The organism is Blastococcus sp. KM273128 (genome assembly GCF_021698975.1).
Classification (GTDB): Bacteria; Actinomycetota; Actinomycetes; order Mycobacteriales; family Geodermatophilaceae; genus Blastococcus.
The window spans coordinates 1-26,272 of record NZ_SSXA01000087.1; the positions used below are offsets into that span (position 1 = coordinate 1).

The window sequence follows — 26,272 nt, forward strand, 5'->3', positions numbered from 1 at the left end:
ACCCGGCCTGGATCACACTGCAGCAGTCCCTACGTCCACCCAACGCCATCGACTTCAAGATCGACGTGGCGAAGTTCAACGCTTCCTGACGCTACCGAGCGGTCAGCCGAGCCGGCGGCGCTCGCGCTCCTCGGGCCAGCGGGTGACCGCGTCGGCCAGCACCTCGCCCAGGAACGCGAAGAACTCCTGCGTCTCGACCAGCCGGCGCCCACCGGGCCGGTCGGCGCCGAGCTGCTCGATGCCGGCCGCCACGACGTCCTCGAACCGGCGCAGGGCCTGCAGCTCGGCGGTCACGAACCGGGTCCAGAGCTGACCGTCGTCCAGGACGTACAGGTCGCTGCGGGTGCCGGGCTCCCGCTCGCGCACGAGGAAGCCGATCTGCACCAGTTGGCGGACCGCCCCGCTGATCGCCGCCGGGCTCACCTGCAGGCCGTCGGCCAGCTCCGCGGCGGTGTAGCGGTCGGCGTCGTCGGCCAGCGCGTACGCGAAGACGCGGGCCGGCATCGGCTGCATGCCCGACTCGCGCAGCACCAGCGCGAACCGCTCCACGAAGCGCAGCAGCGCAGCCCGCTCGGCGTCGGTGTTCTCCGCGACCGTCACGCCGTCCACGGTACCCGAAGTGTTCCGTCCTCAATGAGCTTCACACATTCGTGAAACCTCTGTAGCGTTCCCGGCATGACTGCGATCTCCGTAGCGGGGCTGGTCAAGACCTTCGGTGCGACGCGGGCGCTGGACGGCCTGGATCTCGAGGTCAGCACGGGCGAGGTGCACGGCTTCCTCGGCCCGAACGGCTCGGGCAAGTCCACGACCATCCGCGTGCTGCTGGGCCTGCTGCGACCCGACGCCGGCCAGGTGCGGCTGCTGGACGGCGACCCGTGGCGGGACGCCGTCGCGCTGCACCGACGCCTGGCCTACGTTCCCGGCGACGTCACGCTCTGGCCCAACATCTCCGGTGGGGAGTCGATCGACCTCCTCGGCCGGCTGCAGGGCGGGCTGGACCCCCGCCGCCGCGCCGAGCTGCTCGACCGCTTCGACCTCGACCCGCGCAAGAAGGCGCGCACCTACTCCAAGGGCAACCGGCAGAAGGTCGCCCTGGTCGCCGCCCTGGCGTCGGACGCCGAGCTGCTGGTGCTGGACGAGCCGACCTCGGGGCTCGACCCGCTGATGGAGGCGGTCTTCCAGGGGTGCATCCGCGAGGTGCGCGCCGAGGGCCGCACCGTGCTGCTGTCCAGCCACATCCTGGCCGAGGCCGAGGCGCTCTGCGACCGGGTGAGCATCATCCGCCACGGCCGGACGGTGCAGAGCGGCAGCCTCGACGAGCTGCGGCACCTGACCCGCACCGCCATCACCGCCGAGACGGTCCGCCCGGCCGCCGGCCTGGAGTCCCTGGCCGGCGTCCACGACCTCCGCCACGAGGACGGCCGGGTGCGCTTCGACGTCGACACCGACGCCCTCGACGGCGCCCTGCGCCACCTCACCGGCCTCGGCGTCGTCAGCCTCACCAGCGCACCCCCGACGCTGGAGGAGCTGTTCCTGCGCCACTACGGCGACGAGCTCGCCGATGACGGCACAGCGGCCCGGGAGCCGGTGCGGTCGTGAGCACGCAGCTGTCCGAGGCCCCTGCCCGTCCCACCGCGCCGGACCGCCCCGGCCGCTCCTCCACCACCACCGGGACGGCGGCGCTGTTCCGATTCGCGCTGCGCCGCGACCGCGTCCGGCTAACGGTGTGGATCGCCGCCGGGACGGCGATGGTGGCGCTGCAGTCGGTGTCGAGCCAGTCCTTCTACGACAGCCCCGGGGCGCTAGCGGCCTACCGCGCCTCCGTCGGCAGCAACGCGGCGACGATCGCCCTGGCCGGGCCGCCGGTCGGGCTGGACACCGTGGCCGGCGCGGTCGCGTTCGAGATCTCGGCGACGGTCATGCTGATCGCGGCGCTCATGGCGATGTTCACGGTCACCCGCCACACCCGCGCCGACGAGGAGGCCGGGCGCACCGAGCTCCTCCGCTCGGCCCGGGTCGGTCGGCACGCCCCGCTGCTCGCCGCCGTCCTGCTCGCCGCGCTGGCGTGCGCCGCGCTGGCCGTCGCGGTGGGCCTCGGCGCCACCGCGACCGGCCTGCCGGCGACCGGGTCGTTCGTGCTCGGCGCCTCCTTCGGGGCGGCCGGGCAGGTGTTCACCGGCATCACGGCCGTCGCCGTGCAGGTCACGGGTCACACCCGGTCGGTGTACGGCCTGGTGGGCGGGCTGTTCGCGGTGTTCTTCGTGCTGCGCGCCGTCGGTGACATCGAGGGCAACTGGGTCGTCTGGACCTCGCCGATCGGCTGGGCGCAGGCCGCCCACCCCTTCTCCGACGACGCCGTGCTCCCCCTCCTGCTGTGCCTGGTCGTCGCCGTCGTCCTGGTCCTCGGCGGGTTCGCGCTGCTCGACCGCCGCGACCTCGGCGCCGGGCTCACCCAGCCGCGCCCGGGCCGCGCCTCGGCGACACCCTGGCTCCGCTCCCCGCTCGGCCTGGCCGTGCGGCTGCAGCGCGGCGCCCTCCTCGCCTGGGTGCTGGGCCTGGCGCTGCTCGGCGTGGTCTACGGCGCGCTGGCCGACTCCGTCGAGACGCTGATCGCCGGCAACGAGGAGGCGCTCGCGGTGTTCGGCGACCCGGACGTCGACGACCTGGTCTCCGCCTACCTGAGCACGACGTTCAGCATCACCGCGCTGCTCGCGGCGGCCTACGCCGTCTCCTCGGTGCTGCGCGCCCGGACCGAGGAGTCCGACCAGCGCGCCGAGCCGGTGCTGGCCACGGCGACGAGCCGGTCGGCCTGGCTGGGCAGCCACGTCGCCGTCGCGCTGGTGGGCTCCGCCCTCGCCATGACGGCCTCGGGCGTCACCACCGGCGTGGTCCGCGTGCTGCAGACCGGTGAGGCGGCCGCCTTCGGCCGGATGGTGGGGGCGGCCCTCGCCTACGTGCCCGCCGTCTGGGTGGTCGCCGGCATCGCGGTCGCGCTGTTCGGGCTGCTCCCCCGCCTGGCCGCGGCGCTGTCCTGGGCCGCCGTGGGGCTCTTCCTGGTCATCACGATGTTCGCCGAGTCGTTCGACTGGCCGGGGTGGGTCGGCGACCTCTCCCCGGTGAGCTGGGTGCCGCTCATGCCGCTGGAGCCGTGGACCACCGGCCCCGTGCTGGTGCTCACCGCCCTCGCCGGCGCCCTCCTCGCCGCGAGCTTCGCCGGCTTCCGCCGGCGCGACCTGGCGACCGGGTAGCCGCCGGGCACCCCAGAACTAGGGGTGCGCCGACCCCACGGACGCGTCTGCCCCGCCGCCCGCCCCGCTGGCGACGCTGCTCCCGCACCGGGCCGCCGGGTCCGGGCCACGCGTGGAGGCGATGAGGGTGCAGGACTCCCAGCAGGCAGGCGGCGGGTGCCCGTTCAGCGGCGCCGGGCGGGAGCGGGGGGTGGCCCGCCGCGGTTTCCTCGCCGGGGCGCTGGCGGTCGCGGCGGCTCCCGTCGTCGGCGGGATCGGCCATGCGCGCGCCGAGGTGGTCACCACCGACCCGGTGACCGACCCGACCGCCCCCACGACGGGGACCGAGGCGCCCGCGGAGACGGCCGCGCACGCCGTCGGCGACCCGCGGGGCGCCGAGATCGCGGCGCGCGTCGACCGGAAGCTCGAGGCCCGCTTCGGGCTGATGTTCAAGGACCTGCCGCCCTTCGCCCCGACCGACGGTCTGCTGCTCTGGCTCGCGGCGAGCATGAACGACGGCAAGGCCCCGCTGTCCGACGTCAAGGACAGCGACGTCGCCTTCGACAACCCCGGCATCCCGGCCGGCTACATCTACTTCGGCCAGTTCGTCGACCACGACATGACCCTGGACAAGACGCCGCTGACCCACCGGCTGCAGGACCCGATGGCGATGCGGAACTACGACACCCCGTGGTTCGACCTGGGCAGCGTCTACGGCAAGGGCATCAAGGGCAGCCCGCAGCTCTACGACCCCGAGCGGTACGGCTACCTGCGGGTCTGGGAGCACGACGACCTGGTCGACCTGCCCCGCGACGACGTCGGGGCGGCCCACCTCGGCGACCCGCGCAACGACGAGAACCTCATCGTCGCCCAGCTGCACACCGTCTTCATCCGGCTGCACAACTCCTTCATGGACCAGGGCATGACCTACGCCCAGGCGCAGCGGCAGACCCGGTGGCACTACCAGTGGCTGATCGTGAACGACTACCTGCCGCGCATCGTCGGGAAGCCGGTCGTGAGCAGCCTCATCAAGCGCGACGGCACCATCAAGTTCACCGGGACCCTGTACAAGCCCGAGCACCCCGAGAACCCCTACATGCCGATCGAGTACTCCGGCGCGGCCTACCGGTTCGGGCACAGCATGATCCGCGCCGAGTACGAGATGCAGGACGGGCACACCGTGCCGATCTTCGGCGCGGACGGCTTCGAGGACCTGCGCGGCAACCGGCCGATCCCGGCCAACCTGTGGTGCGACTGGAACTACTTCTTCGACATCCCGGGGCTCGAGCCCCCGGACGACCGCAACATGGCCCGGCTCATCGACACCCAGCTGTCGCTGCCGCTGTTCACGCTGCCGTCGACCGTGGTCGCGCCGACCAGCAAGGCGATCGTCGCCCTCGCCGAGCGCAACCTGCTGCGCGGCAAGCGGCTGGGCCTCCCCTGCGGACAGGACGTCGCCACCGCCATGGGCGTCACCCCGCTCACGAACGCCGAGCTGGGGCTCAAGCAGCCGGGCTGGGAGGGGAAGGCGCCGCTCTGGTACTACGTGCTCAAGGAGGCCGAGCTCCTCGCCGGCGGCCGCCGGCTCGGCCCGGTCGGCGGCCGGATCGTCGCCGAGACGATCCTCGGCATCATGGCCCTGGACCCCGAGTCCTACTTCAACCGCAAGCCCTCGTTCCAGTGGCAGGAGAAGAAGACCGTCGGCGACCTGATCCTCCTGGCCGGCGCGCTCGACCCGCGGTCGCGCATCTCCCAGCCCGAGGACGAGGTCGAGGAGACCGGCGCCCTCCCGCTGGAGCCCGAGGAGGAGATCAACCCGGAGGCGACCTCCCCGGTCGGCTCGGAGAACCTCCTCACCCCGTGAGGTGCGGGCCCCCGGGGGGCGACCGTCGCACCGCGCACGCGCCGTCCACCGCTGCCGGGGCCCCACGGGGCCGCCGGCGGGGCTACGGTGCCCGACCACCGGATCACCCGATGCAGGAGGAGATGAGCACCGATGTCCCGTGCTGTCGTGACCGGCGGGGCCGGTTTTCTCGGGTCGCACCTGTGCGAGGCGCTGCTCGACCGCGACGTCGAGGTGCTGTGCCTCGACAACTTCCTCACCGGGACGCCGGCCAACGTGCAGCACCTCCTGGAGCGACCGGGCTTCCGGCTGGTCCGGGCCGACGTCACCGACTTCATCCACGTCCCGGGGCCGGTGGACCACGTCCTCCACTTCGCCTCCCCGGCCTCCCCCGTGGACTACGCCGAGCTGCCCATCCACACGATGAAGGTCGGCTCGATCGGCACCCTGCACTCCCTCGGCCTGGCCAAGGAGAAGAACGCCCGGTTCCTCCTCGCCTCCACGTCGGAGACCTACGGCGACCCGCTGGTCCACCCGCAGCCCGAGAGCTACTGGGGCAACGTCAACCCGGTCGGGCCACGCGGGGTGTACGACGAGGCCAAGCGCTTCGCGGAGGCGCTGACGTCGGCCTACCGGCGCACCCACGGCATCGACACCGCGATCGTGCGCATCTTCAACACCTACGGCCCCCGGATGCGACCCCGCGACGGCCGGGCGATCCCCACCTTCATCCGGCAGGCCCTCGCCGGGGAGCCGATCACGGTGGCCGGTGACGGCAGCCAGACCCGGTCGGTCTGCTACGTCAGCGACCTCGTCGAGGGGCTCGTCCGCTTCCTGCTGTCGTCGGAGCCGGGGCCGATGAACATCGGCAACCCGCACGAGTTCCCGGTCATCGACCTGGCCCGGCGCATCAGGGAGCTGACCGGTTCGGCCTCGCCGATCGACTTCGTCCCCCGCCCCGAGGACGACCCGACGGTCCGCCAGCCCGACATCGCGCTCGCCCGCCGGACGCTCGGGTGGGAGCCGCAGGTCTCCCTCGACGAGGGGCTCAAGCGCACCATCGACTGGTTCTCCACGCACCCGGACGTCGTGCGCTCCGCCCGCTGAGGGCGGAGCGGGGCTCGCCGCTCAGCGGCGGCGCAGCGCCTGCGCCGCAGCGACGGCGCCGCCCGCGAGCACCAGGCCCGCGACGACGCCGACCAGCAGGTTGCGCTGCAGCGACCCGTCCGCCCGCTCCTCGGGGAGCTCGGCCGCACTGCTGATGTACGCGAGCGCCTCGGGGTCCTCCATCACCCGCAGGTCGACGTCCAGGCTCGCGATCTGGGTGTTGAGCCGGCGCAGCTCTGTCTCGACCGGGTCGAGCTGCGAGCTGAGCGTCCGCTGGATCGCCAGCCGCTGGTTGAGCAGCCGGGACAGCTCGATCGGGTCGGTCTCGACCGCCACGGCCTCGTCGAGCGCGGCCACCGGCTGGAGGATCTCCTGCTGCCGCGCCTGGAGCGCATCGCGGTCGCCGATCAGCAGATCCCGCAGCGCGGCGGTCTCGGCGACGTCGCTCGCGTGGCGGGTCGCCACGTAGGTCTCGGCCCAGGTCTGCGCCGCCTCCCGGGCGCCGACCGCGTCATCGGCCTCCGCGACGAAGAGCAGGGCGCTGGACTCGGCGGCGGCACGCACCTCGACCTCGGCCTCGTCCCCGGCCGCCTCGGCGGCGATCTGCTGGAACTCGTCACCGCTGACGTAGACCAGCTCCGCCTCCGGGGAGCGGATCAGGGCGCCGGCCGAGGTGCCGCCGGTCCGCGGGAAGAGCTGCCGGCTGTCCTCGGTCCAGACCAGCACCTCCGCGTCCGCCCGGTACACGGGGCCGAGGACGTACAGGGAGCCGACCGCCACCGCCAGCACGACGAGGAAGGTGGCGAGCGCGAGCCACCAGTAGCGCCGGAGCGCCGCGAGGTACTCGGCGGACCCGGACCGGTCGGCATCGTCCCTGTGGATGCCCCCGCGGTCCGCGTTCGGGTGCGACGTTCCGTCAGGCGCGGTCTCCAGCACGGCGGTGAAGGTACCTGCAGGACAGGCGATCCTGTGGTCTCGGTCGCATCACGATCACCAGCCAGCGAGTGATCGACCGAGCGCCTCCGCGAGGTCGTCGTTGGGCCCGGCGAAGCGGGCGCGCAGCGCGGCAGCGGTTCCGGGGTCCATCGGCGGGTGGGCCGCCGGCGCCTCGTTCAGCCGGTTGACCAGGTGGCGGGCGCGGTACAGCGTGCGGCTGGGGACGCGGGCGAGGAGACGGCGCGCGGGGCTCCCCGGCCGCTGCGCGGCGAGGAAGGCCCGGGCGAACCACGCCGACCGGGGGGACCGCGCCTCGTTGTGCCCCGTCGCGGCGTCCGGGGCGTGCGGGGCGAGGCCGGCAAGGGCGAAGAGCTCCGCGCAGACCCCCGGGGCGTCCGCGCGCAGGTCGTCGGAGAGGTAGACGCGCAGCCGGTCCGGCGGCACCGTCCCCAGCAGCGCCCGCACGTGCGGCGCGTAGACGCCGTTACCGACGTACTGCATGTCGCGGGCCAGCGGCGGAGCGCTCACCGCCCGGCCCGCCTCCCGCGCCAGCCCCTCCTCGAAGGTGGCGGCGTCCTCCCACCCGCGCAGCCGGGCGTACTGGAAGTGCGAGTACGCGCGGGGCACCGGGTCGCGGAGGACGGCGACCACGACCGCGGACGTCGTCTCGACGATGCGGCGCACCGCCCCGGGGTCGTACATCGCCATCGTGTGCTTGGCGACCAGCGGCGCTCCCCCCACCGACGGCGGGAAGTACTTCTCGAGGGCGTGCCCCCACCCGCGGGCGAACTCCTCGTCCCGGCCGAAGAACGGCATCTCCCGGTGCACGTGGCTGCGCACGTCCGGGTGCTGGGCCAGGAAGTGGAACAGCGCGGTGGACCCGCTCTTCGGCGCGCCGACGATCATCAGTGTCGGGCCCGGGCGCACCCGCCGGATGCTAGGGGAACGATCCGGTGCGGCGAAACGGCGAGACCTCCCGCAACGCGCCCCGCTGCGTTAGCCTCGCCGCCCAGCCGTCGCCGGACGGGGCAGGTCGGAGGTGCGGTGGGTCTCTCCCACGACGTGGTGGCGCGGCCGTGATCGCGCCGCTGCTCGCCGTGGCCGCGTCCGCGGTCGTGTGGGCGCTGGTCTACCGGGCTCTGGTGCGCCACCCGCTCGACGCGATGGCGCTCGTCCTCTACTACCTGGCGCTGCAGCTGGTGTGGCGCCCGCTGGTGCTGGCGGTGGGGCTGGACAGCCCCTTCCCCACCCTGCTGTTCCAGGACCGGGACACCGAGCTGCTGCTGCTGCGCGGTCAGGCGGTCGTCGTGCTGTTCCTGGTCGCCCTGTGGGCCGGCGCCCGGCTGACCACCCCGCTGGTCCGGCCCGTGTCGGTGCTCTTCCCCCAGCTGCGCGGCCCCCTGCCGCCACGGGTGCTGGTCGTCCTCGCCGTCGTCCTGAGCGCCGCGGCCGCGGCCGCCACCGTCGCGCTGTGGCTGCGGTACGGCGGCCCGTCCGGGCTGCTGCAGGCCTCGAAGGTCGACCGTTCCCTGACCGACAGCCGGGCGCTGCGGACCCTCCCGCTGCTGGCCGCGCTGCTCGGCGTGGCGGCCTGGTTCTCGGTGCGCGGCGCCGGCCTGCCGCGCCTGCTGCTCCTCGGGCTCGTCGCGCTGAACGGCTACCTGAGCTGGACCTGGGGCGCCCGTGACGTGCCGGTGCTCTCGGCCATCGCGCTGCTCGCCGGTGCGCTGATCTTCGGCCGGACCGGACGCCGCGCCGCCCGCCGCCCCGACGGGCAGTGGCTGCGCGACCCGCGCTGGCGCCTCCGCTTCCTCCTGGTGCCGGTGCTGGCCCTGGCGCTGGCGTTCTCGCTGCGCGCCGCCCGCGACACGGTGCTCTGGGGGGACCTGGCACCCACGATCGAGGGGCAGGGCACCGTCCGCCAGGTCGCGGTCGCCACGAACAACACGTTCTACGACGCCCTGCTCCTCTACCTCGACGACTGGCCGGACCGATTCGACTTCACCGGCGGCGCCGACTTCGTCGACGGCTCGGTGGCCGCGGTGCCGTCGGTGCTCTCCGGCCCGCAGGAGCCCTTCGTCTCCCCCGCCGTGCAGCTGGCCCAGACCTACATCGACCGGAACAACGGCTTCCCGGCGACCCCGGTCGGCGACTGGTACGTGAACCTGGGCTACCCGGGCATCGTGCTCGGCGGTCTGCTCAGCGGCCTGGTCGCCCGGGCGGGTCAGTTCGCCTTCCGCCGGTTCCTGCGCGATCCGCTGGTGTGGGGCTTCAGCCTGGTCTTCATGATCCGGGTCTTCCCCGGCGGCGTCTGGGCGACCTCGGCGCCGAAGTGGGTGGCCATCGGCCTGCCGCTCCTCGCGTTCACCGTGCTGCTCAACCTCTTCCTCCGGCGGGGCCGCGACGGTGACGAGGCCGGCGCCACGGCCCCGCCGGCCGGGGAGGACGCCGCCGACGGGCGGGCGGTGTCCGCCCGGTGACCGCACCGCTCACCGGTGACAAGAGGCGCGCGGGCGCACGCCGGTCACTCCGCCGCGACACGGTCCTGGTCGCCGTCGGCCAGCTCGCCGCCGTCGTCAGCGGCCTGCTCGTCGCCCTGGTCGGGGCGCGCGTCCTGTCCACCGCCGAGTTCGGTGCGCTGTCGTGGGCGCTGAGCTGGCTGACCTTCCTCGCGGTCCTCGCCCAGTTCGGGCTCCCGCAGGTGGCCACCATCGCGGTGGCCCAGCGGCCGCGCCGGACCCACGCGGACCTGCTGCGGCGGCTGGTGCTGGCGCAGGCCGTCGGCGTCGTGGTCACCGCGGGGGTCTGGCAGTGGGCGGCCGGCCCGGCGGCGGTCGCGGCCGGCACCCCGGCCTCGGCGTACCGGCCGCTGGTGCTCCTCGTGGCGCTGTGGCTGCCGGCAGCGGCCCTCTGCCCGGTGCTGGTCAACGTGCTGCGGGCGCGGAACCGCTTCGGCCTGGCCCTGGTGTTCGGCGAGCACGTCCGCCGGGTGGTGCTCGTGGTGGTCCTGCTGGCCGGCGCGGCCGGTGCCGCCGCGACCCTGTCGGCGCGATCCGCGGTGGCGTGGACGGTCGCGGTCGAGTCCGTGGTCGTCCTCGCCGCCCTGCTGCTCCTGTCCCGCGAGGTGGTGCCGGCCGGTCGGCACGCGGCCGGGCGGACGGCTGACGACGACGGACCGGATGCCGAGGCCCCGGCGGGCGCCACCGGCGGGCCGGACGGTGACGGTTCCCCGTGGCGGCTGCTGCGCACCGGCGGCGCGTTCGCCGTCGCCTCCCTGGCCTCCGCGACCCTGCCGCAGGCCGGTGTGTGGCTGCTCGCGGTGGTGGCCCCGGTCGAGGAGGTCGCCGTCTTCGCCGTCGCGGTGCGGATCGCCGTCCTGGTCGCCGTGCCCACCGCCATCGGCATGCGGACCCTCGCGCCGCGGGTGGCGGCGGCGTCGGCCGGTGGCCGGCTGACCGAGCTCGCGGAGCCGGTGCGGCGGTTCGCGGTCTGGTCCACCGCCTGGCGTTCGCCGGGCTGGCCACCTGGTGGGGCGCGGCCTGGGGCGGCACCGGGGTGGCCGCGGCGGCCGCGGTGGCCATGGGCGCCCGCAACCTGCACCTCGCCCGCGCCGCCCACCGGACCCTCGGGATCCGGACGGTCGCGCTGCCGCGCGGGGGTGGGTGGTGACCGGGCCGCAGTTCCTCGTCATCGGCGCCGCGCGTTCGGGGACGACCGCGCTCTACCAGTACCTCGCCGAGCACCCCGGGCTCTTCCTCACCGAGCCCAAGGAGCCGCACTACTTCGCACTCGCCGGGACGACGCCGGCGTTCACCGGTCCCGGGGACCGGCAGACCATCAACCGGCTCGCTGTACCCGACCGGGAGGCCTACCTGCGGCTGTACCGGGACGCCCGCCCCGACCAGCTCCGCGGCGAGGCGTCGGTGTCGACGATGTACCACCCCGGGGCGATGGCCCGCGTCCGGGAGATGGCCCCCGACGCCCGGCTGGTGTGCCTCCTCCGGGACCCGGTGGACCGGGCCCTGTCGGCGTACGGGTTCATGCGCACCCGCGGCTGGGAACCCTGCGCGACCTTCGAGCAGGCGCTGGCCGACGAGCCGCGCCGGATCGCCGAGGGCTGGCACCACATCTGGCACTACGTCGGGATGAGCCGCTACGGGGAGCAGCTGAGCCGGGCGCTGGAGGTGTTCCCGCGCGAGCAGCTGCTGGTCCTGCGGCACGAGGACATGACGGCCGACCCCGACGCCGTCCTCGCCCGGGTGTACGCGCATCTCGGGGTGCCGCCGGTCCCCCGCACCACCACCCCGGACCCCCACCGCTCCGGCGAGCCGCGCAGCCGGTTCCTCGGCCGGGTGGTCAGCACCCACCACCCGCTGAAGAAGCTGGTCTCGCCCCTCCTGCCGACGTCGCTGCGCCGCGGGCTGCGGCGGCGGATCGTCGCCCGCAACATCGTGCGGATCGGCTACCGGCCGGAGACCCGGCGCGCGCTGGTGGCCGACCTGGCCCCCGACCTCGACCTGCTCGAGCAGGTCACCGGCCTGGACGTGGCCGCGTGGCGTTCGCTCGAACGGCCGGCGGGCGGCGCCGGGTGACCGGCGAGGCCGGGCGCCTGTTCATGACCCTGCGCCTGCCCGACCGCACGGGTGCGGCCAAGATGGCGCTGGAGTTCGCCCGCGCGCTGCGCGCCGACGGCTTCGACCTCACCCTCGTGCACGGCGCCGTCCCGCGGCCGAGCATCCTCCCCGACGTCGAGGCCCTCGGCGTGACGACCGTGCTGGAGCCACGGCTCGAGCGCCCCTGGGACCCCCGCCTCGTGCCCGCGCTCGCCGATCGGGTGCGCCGCGACGGCGGGCGCTGCGTCATCGGCGTCAACCAGCGGGACCGCGCCCCGGCCCTGCTGGCGGCCGCCCGCGCCGGGGTGCCGGGCGTGCTGATGGTCCAGAACCAGCACCACTTCTGGGGGCCGCGGCCGTTGGCTGCCCTGAAGCGGCGCGGCTACCGGGCCGTCGTCGCCCGGTCCACCACGCTCGCGGTCTGCACCTCCGCCGTCGTCCAGGAGGAGATGACCGGCTTCGGGGTGCCGGCGGAGCGCACCGTCGTCCTCCCCAACGGCATCGCCGTCTCCCCGCCGGTCCGGCTCGCCCCCGCGGAGCGGGCGCGGCTGCGGGCGGAGATGGGCGCCGGCGAGGAGGACCTCCTGCTGCTCAACGTGGGCCGGCTGGACCGGCAGAAGGGCCAGGACGTCCTGCTGGCGGCCCTCGACGGCCTGCCCGCACCGGTGCGGGTGGCGCTGGTGGGATCGGCCGGGGACTCCGTCGCCGCCCGCCGCACCCAGGGCTGGGCGGCGTCCCTGCACCGCCAGGTCCGCGACCTCGGCCTGGAGCGCACCGTCACCTTCCTCGGCTGGCGGGACGACGTCGCGAGGCTCCTGGCCGCGGCCGACGGGTACGTGCACACCGCCCGGTGGGAGGGCCCCGCCCTGCCGCTCGCGGTCATGGAGGCGATGGCGGCCGGCTGCCCGACGGTGTTCACCGACTGCTCCGGTCGGCCACCGGTGTTCGAGCCGGGCCGGGACGGGCTGCTGGCCGTCAGCGAGGACCCGGCGTCGGTCCGGGCGCGGATCGCGGAGCTGGCCGCCCTCCCGCCGGCCGAGCGGGCGGCGATGGGGGCGGCGGGCGCGGCCCTGATCCGCGCCCACTACCGGGTCGAGGACCTCGGCCGCACGTTCAGCCGGCTCGTCCGCGGCGTGCTCGACGGCGGCTGACCCGGCCGCGGCGCCGCGCCAGCAGGTCCTCGTAGAGCTCGACGTGCGCCTGCACCATCCGATCCGGCGCGAAGTGCTCGACGAACCGCCGGCGTCCCGCCGCGCCGAGCCGCGCGGCCAGCTCCGGGTCGGTCAGCACGCGCACCAGGTCGCGGGCGAGCCCGTCCACGTCGCCCGCCGGCGAGAGCAGGCCGGTCTCCCCGTGGACGACGACCTCCGGGACGCCCTCCACACCGAAGCCGACCACCGGCCTGGCCGCCGCCATCGCCTCCAGGTTCACGATGCCGAAGGCCTCCCAGCGCGACGGCAGGGCCAGCACGTCGACCGCCCGCATGACGTCGGCGAGATCGTGCCGCCAGCCCGTGAAGTGCACGTGACCGGCGACGCCGAGCTCCCCGGCCAGCGCCTCGCTCTCCTCCCGCCGCGTCCCGTCACCGACGACGACGACGTGCGCCCGCGGCACCTGCTCGAGCACCGCGGGGACGGCGCGGACCAGCAGGTCGACCCCCTTCTGGTCCTCGATGCGGCCGACCAGCGCGACCAGCGGCGCGTCGGGCGGCACCCCGAGCTCGTCCCGCAGGCGGGCCCGGCCGGACGCCGTGCCGTCGCCCACGGTCATCCGGGTCGAGTACGGGATGACCGTGCAGTCCGCGCGCCGGAAGAGGCGGTTGCGGACCCCGACGTCGCGGATGAACGCCGACCCCGCGACGTAGTGCGTGGTGACCAGCCCGAGCACCCGCTCGACCAGCCGGTACAGCGAGCGCTTCGGCTGCGGCACCCCGGCGTGACCGGCGTAGGCGTGCAGCATGTGCAGCCGGACGGGCGTGCCGGCCGACCACGCCGCCACCCGGCCCATCGCGCCCGCCACCGAGGTGTGCGTGTGGACGACGTCGTAGCGGTGCCGCCGGATGTCGGCGCGCAGCCGCCGGAACTGGCGCAGCAGCTCCAGCGGCCCGTCCGGCGTCGCCTGCTTGAAGTGCCCGGCACCGTGCGACGGAGCGTAGTCGAGCACCGGCAGCCCGGAACCCAGGATCGCGGCGTCCAGCGGCCCGCCGCCGGAGAGCGCGATCGTGGTCTCGAACCGGTCCGGGGGCAGCTGGGTCGCCAGCTGCAGCAGGTGCTCGGCCGATCCGCCGACGGTGATGCCGGTCAGCTGCAGCACCTTGATCCGAGCGCTCACGAGCCCCCCTCCACGAGCGCGGCGGTCGGCCACGCGGTCAGCCGGCGCCCGAGCAGGTCCTGCACCGCGCCCACGTCGTCGGCGAAGGAGGCCGCCAGCGCGGCACGGGTCGCGGGGTCGATCGCCGTCGGGTCGAGGTTCGCCGAGCGGATCCGTTCCCGCTGCCGGTGCGGAACGGCCGCGGTGACCAGCCGCCGCAGGGACGGGGAGCGGCGCAGGGCGTTCAGCGCGGAGGTGACGGCGCGGCTGCGCGGCAGGCCCGAGGCGTTGACCCGGCGGGACGGGTCGATGTCGACGGCCGGGTCCACGTCCAGGAACTCGAGCACCCGCCGCAGCTGACCGGTCGGGTCCGCGGCGAACTCCTCCTGGACGACGACGAGCAGGCGGTCCCCGAACGCGGCGGCGAACGGCGCGAGCTGCTCGGCGTAGCGGCTGAGGCGGTGGAGCTGCCACATGTGGCTCCACCCGGCCCGGGTGCGCTCCTCCTCGGCGGCCAGGCACTCCTCGAACGTGCCGGCGTCGTAGCCGCGCGAGCGCAGGTACTGCCAGCTGGAGAACGCCCGGTCGACCGGGTCGCGCAGCATGACCACGAGCCGGCACCCGGGCGCGCAGCACCGCTCGACCGCAGGGATCGCCGTGGCGGGGTGCGCCAGCGTGGTCACCGACCCCTCACCGAGGCCCCGCTCCGGGCGGCCCGCGAACAGCGCCCGCCACGCCGCCTCGTCGCGGACGGCGGTCCGGTTGACCAGGTCGTCGTCGCCCAGGCCGGTGAAGCGCGGGGCGCCACCGGGGAAGGCGAGGAAGTGCGGCTCCTTCGGGGTGGAGACGAAGACGTCGGGGTGCTCGCCCAGGAACGAGGTGAGCGCGGTCGTCCCGCTCCGGGCTGCCCCGATGACCAGGAAGTTCGCGGCTGCCCCCATCGCCGGGATGCTAGCGGCGCGCGACCCCGGACGGTCCGTTGCACCACCCCACGATTTGGGGGGTGGGCGCCCCCCACGCGTGGACCTGTCCCCCGCACCGCCGGCCACGGAGTCTGTGCCGCACGACGACGGAGACGGGGGCGCGATGACCGAGGTGTCCTACCAGCGGGGCGGGGTCGCCCTGCCGGGTGTGCCGCGGCCGCGGTCGCACGGCGGCACCCGGCCCGCCCCCTCCCTGCGGAGCACTGCGGTCGACCTCGCACCGCCCGAGCGGGTCCACGACCGCACGGCGCTGGTCCGGGCCGGCCTGCTCGCCGTGGACGCCGCCGCCCTCGCCCTGCCGATGACGTGGCTGGGCGGTCCCGGCGCCGCCGGTGTGGTCTTCGCGGTCGTGGCGCTCCTGGTGCTGGCCGCGACCGGCGCCCACCACCCGCGGATCACCCTCTCCGTCCTCGACGAGGCCCCCCGCCTGCTCCCCCGCCTGGGCGTGGCGCTGCTGCTGGTCGCGCCCGTGCTCCCCTCCTCCGCCGCGGCGGTCGCGCTGCACGCGGCGTGGGCCGTGCCGTGCGTGGTCGTCGGCCGCGGCCTCGGCTACGCGGCCGTCCGCGCCGCGCGCCGCCGGGCGGTCGTCGCGGACCCGACCCTGGTCGTCGGCGGGGGCCGGCTGGGCATGGAGCTGCTGGCCACGATGCGCGAGCACCCGGAACTCGGGCTGCGCGGGGTCGGCTACCTCGCCGACGGCAGGCCGCTCGACGAGCGCGAGCCGCTCGGGCGGCTGGAGGACCTGGAGCTGGTGCTGGACACCTACGGGGTGCGCAAGGTCGTCGTCGCCTACGGGCCCACCCGCGAGGCCGCGCTGGTCGACCTGGTGCGCAGCGCGGCCCTCCGCGACATCGAGGTCTACGTCGTGCCGCGGTTCTTCGACGTCGGCATGGCCGCCGGCGGCCCGGACGTCGAGGACCTGTGGGGCATCCCCCTGCACCGCGTGCGCCGGGCCGCGCTGCGCCGGGGGGCCCGCCAGGTCAAGCGGCTGGTCGACGTCGCCGTCGCCGGCACGGCGCTGGCCCTGCTGGCCCCGGTGATGGGCCTGCTCGCCCTGGCCGTGCGGGTGAGCAGCCCGGGCCCGGTGCTCTTCCGGCAGCCGCGGACGGGGCAGGACGGCGCACGGATCGAGATGCTGAAGTTCCGCACCCTGCGGATGGCCGCGGACGAGGCCCCGGTCGCCGCCGGGTCGACGCGGAGCACGATGCACGCGAGGCAGGTCGACGTCGAGCAGCGGCAGACCCGCATCGGGACCGTGCTGCGGCGGACAAGCCTCGACGAGCTGCCGCAGCTCTGGAACATCCTCCGCGGCGACATGTCCCTCGTCGGCCCCCGGCCCGAGGAGTGCACGTACGCCGCCCGCTTCGCCGACTCGGTGCACGGCTACCGCGACCGCCACCGGCTGACCGTCGGCCTCACCGGCTGGGCGCAGGTCCACGGCCTGCGCGGGGACACCTCCATCGAGGAGCGCGCCCGGTTCGACAACGCCTACATCGAGCAGTGGTCGCTCTGGCGTGACGTCGTCATCCTGATCCGCACCGTGGCCGCCGTGCAGAGGCAGGCCTTCCGCACGGCGGTCCGCACCGTCGCCAACTGCTAGCCGCACCCGCGCACCGGCGGCGGCCGGCGCCCCTCCCGAGACGAGAAGACCATGCGCGATCACCACTCCGACGCCCGGACCCCCGGTACCCCGGAGACCCCTGCCCGGCCGGCTGGCCCCCCGCTGAGCCGCCGCGGGCTCCTGCTGCTCGGCGGCGCCGGGCTGGCGTCCCCGCTGCTCGCGGGCCTCACCACGGCCGGCCCCTCCCCCGCCGGCACGACCCCGCTGGTCCCGCGGAAGGACGAGGACGACGTCCTGGACGCGCGCGACTACGGCGCCGAGGGCGACGGCCGGGAGGACGACACCCGCGCCCTGCAGCGGTTGCTCGACGCCTCGGCGCGGCGTGGCAGGGTCGCCTACGTCCCCGCGGGGACCTACCGGTGCACGAGCGGGCTGCTGCTGCGCTCCGGCGTCCAGCTCCACCTCGACCGGCGCGCCCGGCTGCTGAAGGACTGGGCCGCGCCGCCCGGGATGATCGACGCCTTCCTGCGCAACGCCGACTTCGCGGTGAAGTCGAACGAGGTGCGGATCACCGGGCCGGGCACCATCGGCGCCCGCGACCACACCAGGACCGGCGTGGTGCTCGCCCTCTACGGGGACGACGTGACCGTCGCGGACGTCACCATCGACACCTACGCCGGCGGGCAGGCGGTCATGTTCGCCGGCGACCGCGGCCGCATCGACGGCGTCACCGTCCGCGGCAGCGCGCCGGAGTTCGGCACCGGCGGCATCCGGGTCATCGGCGGCGCCGACTTCCTCGGCACCGGCTGCCACGTCGAGTCCGGCGACGACTGCTTCCAGTTCGTGCCGATCGGGAACCCGGAGGCCGAACCCACGCTGTACAACCAGAGCATCACCGGCGGCCGCTTCGTCGGGTGCACCGGCGCGAGCTCGGCGAGCCGGTTCATGGTCGCGCTGCTCGAGTTCACCGGCGGCGAGCCGGGGACGACCGACATGGACGCCTCGGTGGTGGACTGCTCGTTCCAGGACTGCCACGGCTCGGCCGTCAACCGGGGCATCGTCGTCAAGAACACCCACAGCCGGGGCGCGATCGAGCGGCTCGCCTTCACCGACTGCACGGTCGACATGTCCGGCGCCGCGGACGCCTCCACCCAGGAGATCCGGGTGCAGACCGACCCGGCGTCGCGGGGCGCCATCCGCGACGTGACCTTCACGCGCACCGACGTCCTCAACGCCGTGAACAGCCCGGTGCGGGTGGGTGGTCCGAACATCAGCCGGCTGACCTTCGACGGCTGCACCTTCACCGCCCCGTCCGGAGCCGCTCCGACGACGGTCGTGGTGGACGGCACGGACCGGCCCCGCTTCCACGACTGCTCGTTCGTCGGCGCCCCCGGCAAGCGCCTGCTGGTGGTCGGGCCGGCGAACCCGGTGACCGCCCTGTCCGTCGAGGACTGCCGGTTCACCGAGCTCCACAGCCTCTGGGCCGTCGACCTGCTCGGCGTCTCCGGGGCACGGGTCGCCGGGTCGACCTTCGCGGACGCCGGGGCCGGATCGACCGCGCGCGCGATCCGTGTGTCGCCGGCGTCGACCGGCGTCGTCATCGAGGGCAACGACTTCACCGGGATCAGCCACGCCGAGCCCGTGACCGACCGCGCGACCGGCACCGTCGTGCGGGGCAACACCGGCGCCTGACGGCCACCTCTGCCCCCACCCCCGGGGACCCACACCGCGGGCAGCACGCCGCAGCACCTGCCTCGACCTCGCCGAGGCGGGTGCTCCGGCGTGCTGCGCGTGCGCACAGGGCGACCGGCGCCCCGGCAACCCCACCGCCGAAACTACTTCGTGCGATTCTCCTGTGCCGGGAAGTGTCACTCCGGGTCTGCGAACAGCGACGACGAGTCATGCTTTTGCGGACGGCGGACGAGTTCTGGAACGAGTTCGCCTGGCCGGCATCGCCTTCCGCGATCGTCGCTGGTCAGGGGCTCGCTTGCCGTTCTCAAGCCACGCACGGGAACGTCGTCATCGCATTGCGTAAAAGGCTCCGGGCGTTTCCGGAATGGACCCCCCAAATGGTGGGAGGGGTCGCCCCCCTCGCTTCGGCTGTGACGGGTGAACCCGCGCGAGAAGCATTTCCGCCGAGAACAGCGGATCTGCCGAGGAGCGGTACCGATGGAAACGCCCGACCTGAACCGACGCGACGTCCTGAAGCTCTCGGCGGCCGGCGCCGCCGCGCTGACGCTGCCCCTGCAGGGTGTCGTGTCGGCAAAATCCGCATCGGATCTCGACGAAAGCAAGATGCCCCGGCCGTACACCCAGGCCTTCAAGGCGCCGCAGGTGCTGGAGCCGGTCGTCCGCGACGACGTCCGCAGCAACGTCTTCGGGTACGTGCCCGACGACTACGTGCCGGTGCCGGGCAACAGCCACTACCCCGGTGAGCCGATCCTCGGGACGGAGTACCTGGGGACCGACTACTACCGCATCACCCAGACCAACGTGCAGGTCCAGCTGATCCCCGGCATGTGGACCAAGATGTGGGGCTACAACCGCTCGGTCCCCGGCCCGACGATCCGGACCTACCTGCAGCCCGACCCCGACAACCCGGGCCGCAAGATCCCCCGGCGCACGGTCATGCAGGTGCTCAACGAGCTGCCCCGGCGCCACCCCACCCTGAACTACGTCCCGTGGACCTCGACGCACCTGCACGGCTCGCCCTCCAAGCCGCAGTACGACGGCTACGCCGGCGACCTCACCAACCCGGGCGAGTGGAAGAACTACCAGTACCCGAACTCGTGCGCGCCGCGGACGCTCTGGTACCACGACCACGGGGTGCATCACACCGCGGAGAACGTGTACATGGGCCTGGCCGCCCAGTACCACATCGTGGACGAGGAGCTGGAGAAGAGCCTCGGCATACCCCGCTGGGACCGGCAGAAGGCCGTGGAAGGCAAGCCGCAGTACGAGTTCCCGCTGATCCTCAGCGACGTCATGTTCACCGAGGACGGCCAGCTGCTGTTCGACGACGACAGCGACTCCGGGGTCTACGGCGACGTGATCCTGGTCAACGGCGTGCCGTGGCCCAACATGAAGGTCGAGCCGCGCAAGTACCGGTTCCGGATGCTCAACGGCTCACTGGCACGCGGCTACAAGCTCCGGATGAGCAACGGCATGCCGTTCAAGATCATCGCCACCGACGGCGGCTTCATGCAGTTCGCCCAGACCGTCACCGAGTTCACCATCGGCATGGCGGAGCGGCTGGAGTTCATCCTCGACTTCAAGGACCTCAAGGGCGCCAAGGTCCAGCTGCTCAACGACGGCGTCGAGAACGCCCGCGACTTCGACCACACCGGCAAGATCATGCAGTTCGAGGTGGGCCGCGGCGTGACGAGCTTCGACGGCAACCTCTCCCCGAACGTCCTCGGGGCGCCCCACCCCGTGATGACCCTCAAGGCCGCCGACCGCAGCGCCGTACGGAAGATGCGCCTGCACCGGGGCAACAGCGAATGGCAGATCAACGACACGATCTGGGACGACGTCGTCCGGTCCAACTACGAGCTGCTCTTCGCCGCCGTGGAGCGGGACGCCATCGAGATCTGGGACGTGGAGAACAGCTCCGGCGGCTGGTTCCACCCGCTGCACATCCACCTGATCGACTTCAAGGTGCTCAGCCGGAACGGCCGGCCGCCGCGGCCGGAGGAGCGCGGGCCCAAGGACGTCGTCTACGTGGGCGAGAACGAGACGGTCAGGCTGCTCATGCGCTTCGAGCACGAGGACGGCCGCTACATGATCCACTGCCACAACCTCTCGCACGAGGACCACGACATGATGGTCCAGTACCAGGTGGGTCACCACGACATCGACTGCGACTCCATCCGCAGCGATCCGCCCAAGCCGCTGCCGGCGCCGCCGCTGGTGCCGCAGGAGGCGCCGGTGGAGGAGCCCGTCGCCCCGGAGACCACGGAGACCGTCGAGACCACCGACGCCGTCGAGACGACGACCGAGCCGACGACGACCGCAGAGCCCACGGCCACCACCGAGCCGACCACCACCACCGAGCCGACCACGACGTCGGAGCCGACCACCACCACCGAGCCGACCACGACGTCGGAGCCGACCTCGACGGGCGGCACCCCGTGAGCACGGCGGCGGCCGCCGCGGCGCAGCCCGCGGTGGTCTCGCCCCCGGGACGCGGCCACGGCCGGCGGGTCGCCCGGTGGCTGCGGGCCGCTGCGCTCGGGGCCGCGGTGGCCGGCGGCCTGCACCTGGTCGCCGCGGTGGACCACCTGGAGGCCGGTGAGCTCGCGGTCGGGTTCTTCCTGGCCACCGGGTTCGCCCAGCTCGGGCTCGCCGCGTGGCTGCTGATGAGCAGCTGGACCGACATCCGGCCCGGCCCGCGCTTGGTCACGTCCGCCCTCGCGGCCACGGTGGGCTTGATCGGGCTGTACCTCGTCGCCCACACCACCAGCCTGCTCGACGCCTTCGCGGTCCACGATGCCGCTGCGCACGGCGGGCACGGCGGTGCGGCGCACCTCCCCGGCTTCGACCCGGTGACCGGGGTCGACCTCTCCGAGGGGGTGGCCGTCTCGTCCCCGGGGCCGGTCGCCATGGCGGGCGAGGTCGGCGGGGCCCGGCACGCGCCGGGCTTCGTCGGCCAGGCCGCCGTCGCCGCCGAACTGCTGCTGGTCGCGGCGCTCGCCGCCCTCCAGCCGGCCGCCTGGCGGCGCCGCACCGTCGACGCGGTGCTCGCCCTGGGCGTCCTCGCCTGGGTGCTCTGGTTCACCGGCGTCCTCGCCTGATCCCCTCGCGCGACCGGCAGCGGGGCCCGCACCGCGAGGGCCGGGCCCTGCTGCCTCGCCGGTGGATCAGACCCAGTAGGTGTCGTGGCGGAGCATGAACTCCGCGCGCTCCTCCGGCGACATCCGCGCGCCCCGGGCGAGGGTCTCGAAGTACTCCTCGCGCGGGCCGCCCGGCGCGAACATGAGCAGCATCGTGGCGTGGTCCCCACCGCGGAAGCCGTGGACGCCGCCCTCCGGGACGTAGAGGAAGTCACCCGGTCCGGCGTCCTTCCACGACCGCCCGTCGAAGAGGCTGACGTGCCCGGAGAGCACGTAGAACTGCTCGGAGATGGAGCGGTGGAAGTGCGCGGCCGGGCCCGACTCCTCCTGGCCGAAGGTCCACCGGTACAGGCCGAACCGCCCGCCGGTCTGCGCTCCCGTGGCGAGGAACTCGCAGGTCACGCCGTTCGCCGAGGTCGTGTCGGGCTCGCCGGCCGCGGGGCGCAGCCAGGCGCTCACCTCACCCGTGGTGCCGCGGTAGAGGTCCGGTGGGTAGTGCCGGTGCAACGACACGGTCGCTCCTGTCCTCCGGTCCGGACCGGCCTCCACCGGTCACGTCGTGCGGCGCCTCAGGCGCGGGCGCGGCTGCGCGGGCGCCGGCGGCGGGCGAAGAACCGCTCGACCCGGCGCCAGCGGTTCGGCGTCGTCTCCGGGTCCATGACCTCCGACTCCCCGATCGCCCGGTCGGCCGGGCCGAGCTCGGGCGGTTCGAAGGGGACCAGCGAGCGCCCGGTCGGCCGGCGCAGCTGCTCGATGCCCCGAACCAGCGAGCCGGTGCCCTCGACCGCGGCGGCGACCTCCTCCGGCGTGCAGCCGAGGTGCTCGGCGAGCAGCCGGTCCCGGAAGCCGCCGATGGTGGCCGCGACCTCCTCGGCACCCGGCTGCCCCTCCACCGCCTCGATCGCCAGGTCGCACTCGGTGTCCAGCCCCATCGAGCGGTTGTTCACGTTGCTCGACCCGATGCGCAGCAGGCGGTCGTCGACCACGGTCACCTTGGCGTGCACGTAGATGTGCGCGCGCTGCTCGGTCACCGGGGTGTACAGCCGGAACCGGTCGTGGACGTCGGCCTCGCGCAGCATCTCCAGCACGGTGGCGCGCGCGGTCCCCATCGCCTTCTCCGAGAGCCACCCGTCGGCGGTCCAGGGGTTGACGACGACGACGTCGGGACCGTCGGGCTCGCGCAGCCGCTCGGCGACGGCCTCGGCGATGCGCCTGCTGGCGAAGTACTGGCTCTCCACGTACAGCGACCGCCGCGCGGCGGCGATCACGGCCAGCCACAGCAGCTCGACCTCGTGCACCAGGGGCGTGCCGCCGTGCTCGGGCCGGGTGCGGGCGATCGCCACGTCGACGTCGGAGAGCAGCGGCTCGACCCCCTCGGGCCAGCAGTCCGCCACCTCCTCGAGCTCCTCGAGCCGCTCCCCCGTCCCGCTCTCCCACCTCTCGCGGGCCAGCTCGGCGACGGCTCGGGCGGCCGGCCCGGTCATGATGCTGGTCGCGTCGTGCCACGGCCCCGTGGGCCGGCCGGTACCGCGGCCGTTGACGGGGCGGCACCGGTCGGGGTTCTCGTCGGCGTGGTCGGAGGTGTCCCAGCGGTCGGCGGTCACGTCGATGCCGCCGGCGAAGGCGAGAGAGTCGTCGATCACCACGATCTTCTGGTGGTGCGCGCCGCCCACGGGATGGTGGGTGTCGACGGCGAAGGTCAGCCGGTCGGGGGCGCGCCGGTCGAGCAGCACGATCGGCGCCAGCCCCCGGCCGAGGGCCCGCAGCATGCCGAGGTCCCACTGCAGCACCCCGACCTCCAGGGCGGGGTTGCGCTCCACGGCGCGCTCGAGCACCGCACCCAGCTGGTCCTCCTCGGGCCGCCCGCCGCCGAGCGGGTCCAGCCGGATGCGCGGGTCGAAGTCCCAGCCGATGAACAGCACCCGGCGCTCGGCGCACTGCACCGCCCGCTTCAGCGTGGCGAAGTACCCGGCAGCGTCCACGAAGATGGCGAACCGGGCGGCGCGCTCGATGCGCCAGCAGGTCTCACCGGGGATGAGCAGCGGCGCCCCCGGGGCCGGGCGCCCGCCCTCCCCGTCCGGCGCGGGAAGCGCGATGCCGGGATCGGTGCTCGCCTCGCCGCCGCCTCTCACACGGGCAGTGTGCCCGTCCGGCCCCGAGGGGACCAGCGCCGACCCTCTCCACGGGGGGTGTGTCCGGCCCCCGGCCCCTGGTCAGCGGCGGGCCAGGACGGCCATCGCGGCCGCGCAGGCCCACCCGGTCACGACGACCGGCGTCTCCAGTCGGTCGGGGCGACGCACCCGGAGCGCGCCATGCCGCGGCAGCACAGGGGCTCCGGGCCCGTGGCGGCACCGCCGCCGCGACCGTGCCGCGACCGGTAGCGTCCCGCTGCCGGGAGCGGTCGCCCCCCGGCGATGGCTACCCCTGGAGGTCCCGCCGTGCCCGCAGACCGGGAGGAGCTGCTCCGTTCCCTCTACGCCGCCTTCCACACCCGGGACGTCGCGGCCGTCCTCGCGGCGATGTCACCCGCGGTCGACTGGCCCGACGGATGGCGGGGCGGCCGGCTGGCCGGGCGGGACGCCGTCGGCCGCTACTGGGAGGCGCTGTGGGCCGAGGTGAGCCCACACGTGCGCCCCACCGCTTTCACCGAGCGCGACGACGGCACGGTCGAGGTGGCCGTCCACCAGGTCTTCCGGGACCGGGCGGGCACCATCCTCGAGATCAGCGACGTCCGCCACGTGTACACGTTCGACGACGACGGGCTGGTCGCCCGCATGGACACCGGGTCCACCTAGCGGTCTCGGGCGGGGCAGGCTGCCCGTCAGCGCACGCCGGTGCACTCGGCGACGGGCACGCGGCCCGCGCGCCGGGAACCAGCCGCTCGACCAGGTCCAGGGCGCACAGGTGACCGTCGTCCTCTCCCCCCAGGTGCCCGCACCCCGCTCCCGCGCGGCGGCGTCGGCCATCGCGCGGGAGCGGCACCGCAGCCGCGCACCGTCAGCAGCGGCGGGCGGGCTCCGGCCGACGAGGACGGCGGGCCGGGTCCGCGGCTCAGCGCAGCAGCGCCGCGAGCGCGGCGTCGGAGGCGGCCAGCGCCGCCCGGTCGTAGGTCGCGCCGCTGGCGAGCAGCTCGTCGGCGCCGGTGCGCTCGGCGAGCCGCTCGAGGCGGCGGCGCACCGTCGCGGGCCGGCCGGCGGTGGCGGCCGCCAGGCCCTGCTCGACCCGGCGCGCGTCCAGGTCGTCCCAGCGCGTGCCGCGGATCCGATCGATCGGCTCCAGGACGTCGAACACGCCGGTGCGGCGGGAGCGGGCCATCGCCCACACCTCGGGCAGCGCCAGCTCGCGGGCGTCGGCGTCGGTGTCGGCCACCAGGACGTCGAGCGAGACCGTGACGTGCGGGCGGCTGCCCCGGTGCGGGCGGAAGTCGCGCCGGTAGCCCGCGAGCACGTCCGCGAGCTCGGGCCGGTCCAGCACCGGCCCGCCGAGCACCAGCGGGAGGCCCAGCGCGGCGGCGACCGCGGCGCCCCGGCCGGTGGCGAGCACCGACAGCGGGACCGGTTCCCCGGTGATGGGCCGGGGAACCGGTCCGCTCGAGGTACCCGCGCAGCTCGACGAGGTCCTCGGCGAAGGTGTCCGGCTCCTCGCCGGTGCGGCGCAGCGCCCGGCGCACCGGCGGGGTGAACCCCAGCGAGCGGCCCACCCCGAGGTCGATCCGCCCCGGGTGCAGCGCGGAGAGCACCAGGAACTGCTCGGCCACCACGAGCGGCTGGTGGTTGGGGAGCATCACCCCGCCCGACCCGAGCCGGATCGTCGAGGTCGCCGCGCCGACGGCCGCGAGCAGCACCGCGGGCGCGCCCGAGGCGATGCCGGGCACGCCGTGGTGCTCGGCCACCCAGAAGCGGTGGTAGCCCGTCCGCTCGGCCCCGACCGCCCGCTCGACCGTGTGCCGCAGCGCCGCCGCCTCGGGGTGGCCGGCACGGGTGCGGGAGCGGTCGAGCAGCGAGAGCCTCACACCGCGGTGCAACCGGGGACCACCCGCGCGGCTTCCGTTACGCCCGCGGCGTGCCCCGCTCGGCCGCCGACGTGGTGGCGACCCAGCCGTCGATGGTCTCCCACCACCGGTAGAGCCAGTCGACCTGCTCGGCCGGGTCCCGGGGGACCTCGGCGGCCAGGACGAACCACCAGCGCAGGTGCAGCGTCTTGTCCAGCGGGAGGCCGCGCCAGACGTCGCGCGGGGTGCTCAGGTGCTCCAGCCCGGTGTGCGCCACGAAGACGACGTCGGCGTGCGGCGCCGCGGCCAGGGCGGCGGCCACCCCCGCGGGCCGGGGCGGCAGCACGTGCCGCATCTCCTCGGCCCGGCGCACCGCCTTCAGCAGCCCCCGCTCGCGCAGCCGGTCGATCGCGCGGGTGCGCCGCCGGGTCGTGAAGTTCGCGCCCTCGGGGAAGATCAGCAGCGCGTCCTCCTCCCCCAGGTCGCGGGCGAGGTCGGCGATCGCCTGCTCCGAGCTGTACCCGCCGGCCTGGTCGGCCGGGACGAAGTGGTTGGGCAGCCGGTTGAGGTAGACGTCGATCACCGGGTCCAGCTGCAGCACGTCCTTGAGCACGATCCGCGGCCGGCGCAGGTGGTCGCGGTCCATCAGGGTGTGCACGAGCAGGAACGAGTCGCCCGGGCCGGCGTGCCGGGACAGCACCACCATGGCGTTGGTCGAGCCCGGGAGCCCGTCGTCCAGCGGTGACCACGACTCGCCGTCGGTCACCAGCCGCAGCGCGAACAGCCGGCGGCCGATCCGCATCAGCGCGTCCAGCAGCAGGCGCAGCACCGTGTAGTGGGCCGCGACGGACCACCGCCCGCCCAGCCCC

At 74.7% G+C, this 26,272-nt stretch carries 21 protein-coding genes and 1 pseudogene; 12 read left to right on the forward strand and 10 right to left on the reverse strand.

The features are described 5' to 3' along the window. Positions 1-102: 102 nt before the first annotated feature. The gene (locus tag E9529_RS18695) at positions 103-600 is read right to left on the reverse strand and encodes a GbsR/MarR family transcriptional regulator (RefSeq protein WP_236832779.1); all 498 of its coding nucleotides are present in this window, start codon (positions 598-600) and stop codon (positions 103-105) included. Positions 601-675: 75 nt separating this feature from the next. Here E9529_RS18695 and E9529_RS18700 point away from each other — a divergent pair, with 75 nt between their 5' ends. From E9529_RS18700 to E9529_RS18715, 4 genes are all read left to right on the forward strand, one after another. Further along, positions 676-1,599, forward strand: coding sequence for an ABC transporter ATP-binding protein (locus E9529_RS18700; protein WP_236832780.1), 924 nt, complete (start codon positions 676-678; stop codon positions 1,597-1,599). Further along, entirely contained in the window at positions 1,596-3,248 is a 1,653-nt protein-coding gene (locus E9529_RS18705; RefSeq protein ID WP_236832781.1) for an ABC transporter permease, read from the forward strand. Before E9529_RS18700 ends, E9529_RS18705 begins: the two co-directional genes overlap by 4 nt. A gap of 127 nt (positions 3,249-3,375) precedes the next feature. Beyond that, complete coding sequence (locus E9529_RS18710; RefSeq protein WP_236832782.1) at positions 3,376-5,091, forward strand: heme peroxidase family protein; 1,716 nt, start codon at positions 3,376-3,378, stop codon at positions 5,089-5,091. A 132-nt stretch (positions 5,092-5,223) separates the two neighbouring features. Beyond that, a complete protein-coding gene (locus tag E9529_RS18715; RefSeq protein WP_236832783.1) occupies positions 5,224-6,177 on the forward strand; it encodes a UDP-glucuronic acid decarboxylase family protein in 954 nt (317 codons plus the stop codon). 21 nt (positions 6,178-6,198) lie between these two features. Here the strand turns inward: E9529_RS18715 and E9529_RS18720 are convergent, their stop codons facing one another. Both E9529_RS18720 and E9529_RS18725 read right to left on the reverse strand, forming a co-directional pair. Then, positions 6,199-7,113 (reverse strand): hypothetical protein, encoded by a 915-nt coding sequence (locus E9529_RS18720; RefSeq protein ID WP_236832784.1) that lies wholly within the window; start codon positions 7,111-7,113, stop codon positions 6,199-6,201. A gap of 54 nt (positions 7,114-7,167) precedes the next feature. Further along, positions 7,168-8,040, reverse strand: coding sequence for a sulfotransferase domain-containing protein (locus E9529_RS18725; RefSeq protein ID WP_236832785.1), 873 nt, complete (start codon positions 8,038-8,040; stop codon positions 7,168-7,170). Positions 8,041-8,189: 149 nt separating this feature from the next. Here E9529_RS18725 and E9529_RS18730 point away from each other — a divergent pair, with 149 nt between their 5' ends. Beyond that, positions 8,190-9,593 (forward strand): hypothetical protein, encoded by a 1,404-nt coding sequence (locus E9529_RS18730; RefSeq protein WP_236832786.1) that lies wholly within the window; start codon positions 8,190-8,192, stop codon positions 9,591-9,593. A gap of 44 nt (positions 9,594-9,637) precedes the next feature. On the opposite strand, the gene E9529_RS18735 is transcribed toward E9529_RS18730, so the two are convergent. Further along, positions 9,638-10,258 carry a hypothetical protein gene (locus tag E9529_RS18735; RefSeq protein WP_236832787.1) on the reverse strand — a complete coding sequence of 207 codons (621 nt, stop codon included), beginning with the start codon at positions 10,256-10,258 and terminating at the stop codon, positions 9,638-9,640. Between the two features lie 520 nt (positions 10,259-10,778). Here E9529_RS18735 and E9529_RS18740 point away from each other — a divergent pair. After that, entirely contained in the window at positions 10,779-11,705 is a 927-nt protein-coding gene (locus E9529_RS18740; protein ID WP_236832788.1) for a sulfotransferase, read from the forward strand. Then, on the forward strand, positions 11,666-12,877 hold the full coding sequence (locus E9529_RS18745) for a glycosyltransferase family 4 protein (protein WP_236832789.1): 1,212 nt from the start codon (positions 11,666-11,668) through the stop codon (positions 12,875-12,877). Before E9529_RS18740 ends, E9529_RS18745 begins: the two co-directional genes overlap by 40 nt. Here E9529_RS18745 and E9529_RS18750 read toward each other — a convergent pair. Together E9529_RS18750 and E9529_RS18755 are read right to left on the reverse strand one after the other, a co-directional pair. Then, positions 12,840-14,057, reverse strand: coding sequence for a glycosyltransferase (locus tag E9529_RS18750; RefSeq protein WP_236832790.1), 1,218 nt, complete (start codon positions 14,055-14,057; stop codon positions 12,840-12,842). The two genes, E9529_RS18745 and E9529_RS18750, sit on opposite strands and share 38 nt — an antisense overlap. After that, complete coding sequence (locus E9529_RS18755) at positions 14,054-14,977, reverse strand: sulfotransferase (RefSeq protein WP_236832791.1); 924 nt, start codon at positions 14,975-14,977, stop codon at positions 14,054-14,056. The genes E9529_RS18750 and E9529_RS18755 overlap by 4 nt, the downstream gene beginning before the upstream one ends. A gap of 145 nt (positions 14,978-15,122) precedes the next feature. Here E9529_RS18755 and E9529_RS18760 point away from each other — a divergent pair, with 145 nt between their 5' ends. From E9529_RS18760 to E9529_RS18775, 4 genes are all read left to right on the forward strand, one after another. After that, a complete protein-coding gene (locus E9529_RS18760) occupies positions 15,123-16,619 on the forward strand; it encodes an exopolysaccharide biosynthesis polyprenyl glycosylphosphotransferase (protein ID WP_236832792.1) in 1,497 nt (498 codons plus the stop codon). Positions 16,620-16,670: 51 nt separating this feature from the next. Further along, on the forward strand, positions 16,671-18,272 hold the full coding sequence (locus E9529_RS18765) for a glycosyl hydrolase family 28-related protein (protein WP_236832793.1): 1,602 nt from the start codon (positions 16,671-16,673) through the stop codon (positions 18,270-18,272). A 477-nt stretch (positions 18,273-18,749) separates the two neighbouring features. Then, a complete protein-coding gene (locus E9529_RS18770; RefSeq protein ID WP_236832794.1) occupies positions 18,750-20,714 on the forward strand; it encodes a multicopper oxidase domain-containing protein in 1,965 nt (654 codons plus the stop codon). Next, positions 20,711-21,373, forward strand: a complete 663-nt coding sequence (locus E9529_RS18775) for a hypothetical protein (protein ID WP_236832795.1) — start codon at positions 20,711-20,713, stop codon at positions 21,371-21,373. The genes E9529_RS18770 and E9529_RS18775 overlap by 4 nt, the downstream gene beginning before the upstream one ends. 66 nt (positions 21,374-21,439) lie before the next feature. Here the strand turns inward: E9529_RS18775 and E9529_RS18780 are convergent, their stop codons facing one another. Continuing rightward, a complete protein-coding gene (locus E9529_RS18780) occupies positions 21,440-21,925 on the reverse strand; it encodes a cupin domain-containing protein (protein ID WP_236832796.1) in 486 nt (161 codons plus the stop codon). A 56-nt stretch (positions 21,926-21,981) separates the two neighbouring features. Further along, entirely contained in the window at positions 21,982-23,544 is a 1,563-nt protein-coding gene (locus tag E9529_RS18785; RefSeq protein WP_236832797.1) for a phospholipase D-like domain-containing protein, read from the reverse strand. A gap of 306 nt (positions 23,545-23,850) precedes the next feature. On the opposite strand from E9529_RS18785, the gene E9529_RS18790 reads away from it, so the two are divergent. Then, positions 23,851-24,207, forward strand: coding sequence for a nuclear transport factor 2 family protein (locus E9529_RS18790; RefSeq protein WP_236832798.1), 357 nt, complete (start codon positions 23,851-23,853; stop codon positions 24,205-24,207). A 256-nt stretch (positions 24,208-24,463) separates the two neighbouring features. On the opposite strand, the pseudogene E9529_RS22995 reads toward E9529_RS18790, so the two are convergent. Both E9529_RS22995 and E9529_RS18805 read right to left on the reverse strand, forming a co-directional pair. Beyond that, positions 24,464-25,424: pseudogene (locus E9529_RS22995) on the reverse strand (MsnO8 family LLM class oxidoreductase). A gap of 37 nt (positions 25,425-25,461) precedes the next feature. Continuing rightward, the coding region (locus E9529_RS18805; RefSeq protein WP_236832800.1) for a 1-acyl-sn-glycerol-3-phosphate acyltransferase at positions 25,462-26,272 on the reverse strand (811 nt) is incomplete at its 5' end.

What these genes read in the sequence shown, in the direction of transcription:
- E9529_RS18700 (WP_236832780.1), top strand. Translation starts at nt 676, where the DNA reads ATGACTGCGATCTCCGTAGCGGGGCTGGTCAAGACCTTCGGTGCGACG.
- E9529_RS18715 (WP_236832783.1), top strand. Translation starts at nt 5,224, where the DNA reads ATGTCCCGTGCTGTCGTGACCGGCGGGGCCGGTTTTCTCGGGTCGCAC.
- E9529_RS18755 (WP_236832791.1), bottom strand. Translation starts at nt 14,977, where the DNA reads ATGGGGGCAGCCGCGAACTTCCTGGTCATCGGGGCAGCCCGGAGCGGG.
- E9529_RS18760 (WP_236832792.1), top strand. Translation starts at nt 15,123, where the DNA reads ATGACCGAGGTGTCCTACCAGCGGGGCGGGGTCGCCCTGCCGGGTGTG.
- E9529_RS18765 (WP_236832793.1), top strand. Translation starts at nt 16,671, where the DNA reads ATGCGCGATCACCACTCCGACGCCCGGACCCCCGGTACCCCGGAGACC.
- E9529_RS18770 (WP_236832794.1), top strand. Translation starts at nt 18,750, where the DNA reads ATGGAAACGCCCGACCTGAACCGACGCGACGTCCTGAAGCTCTCGGCG.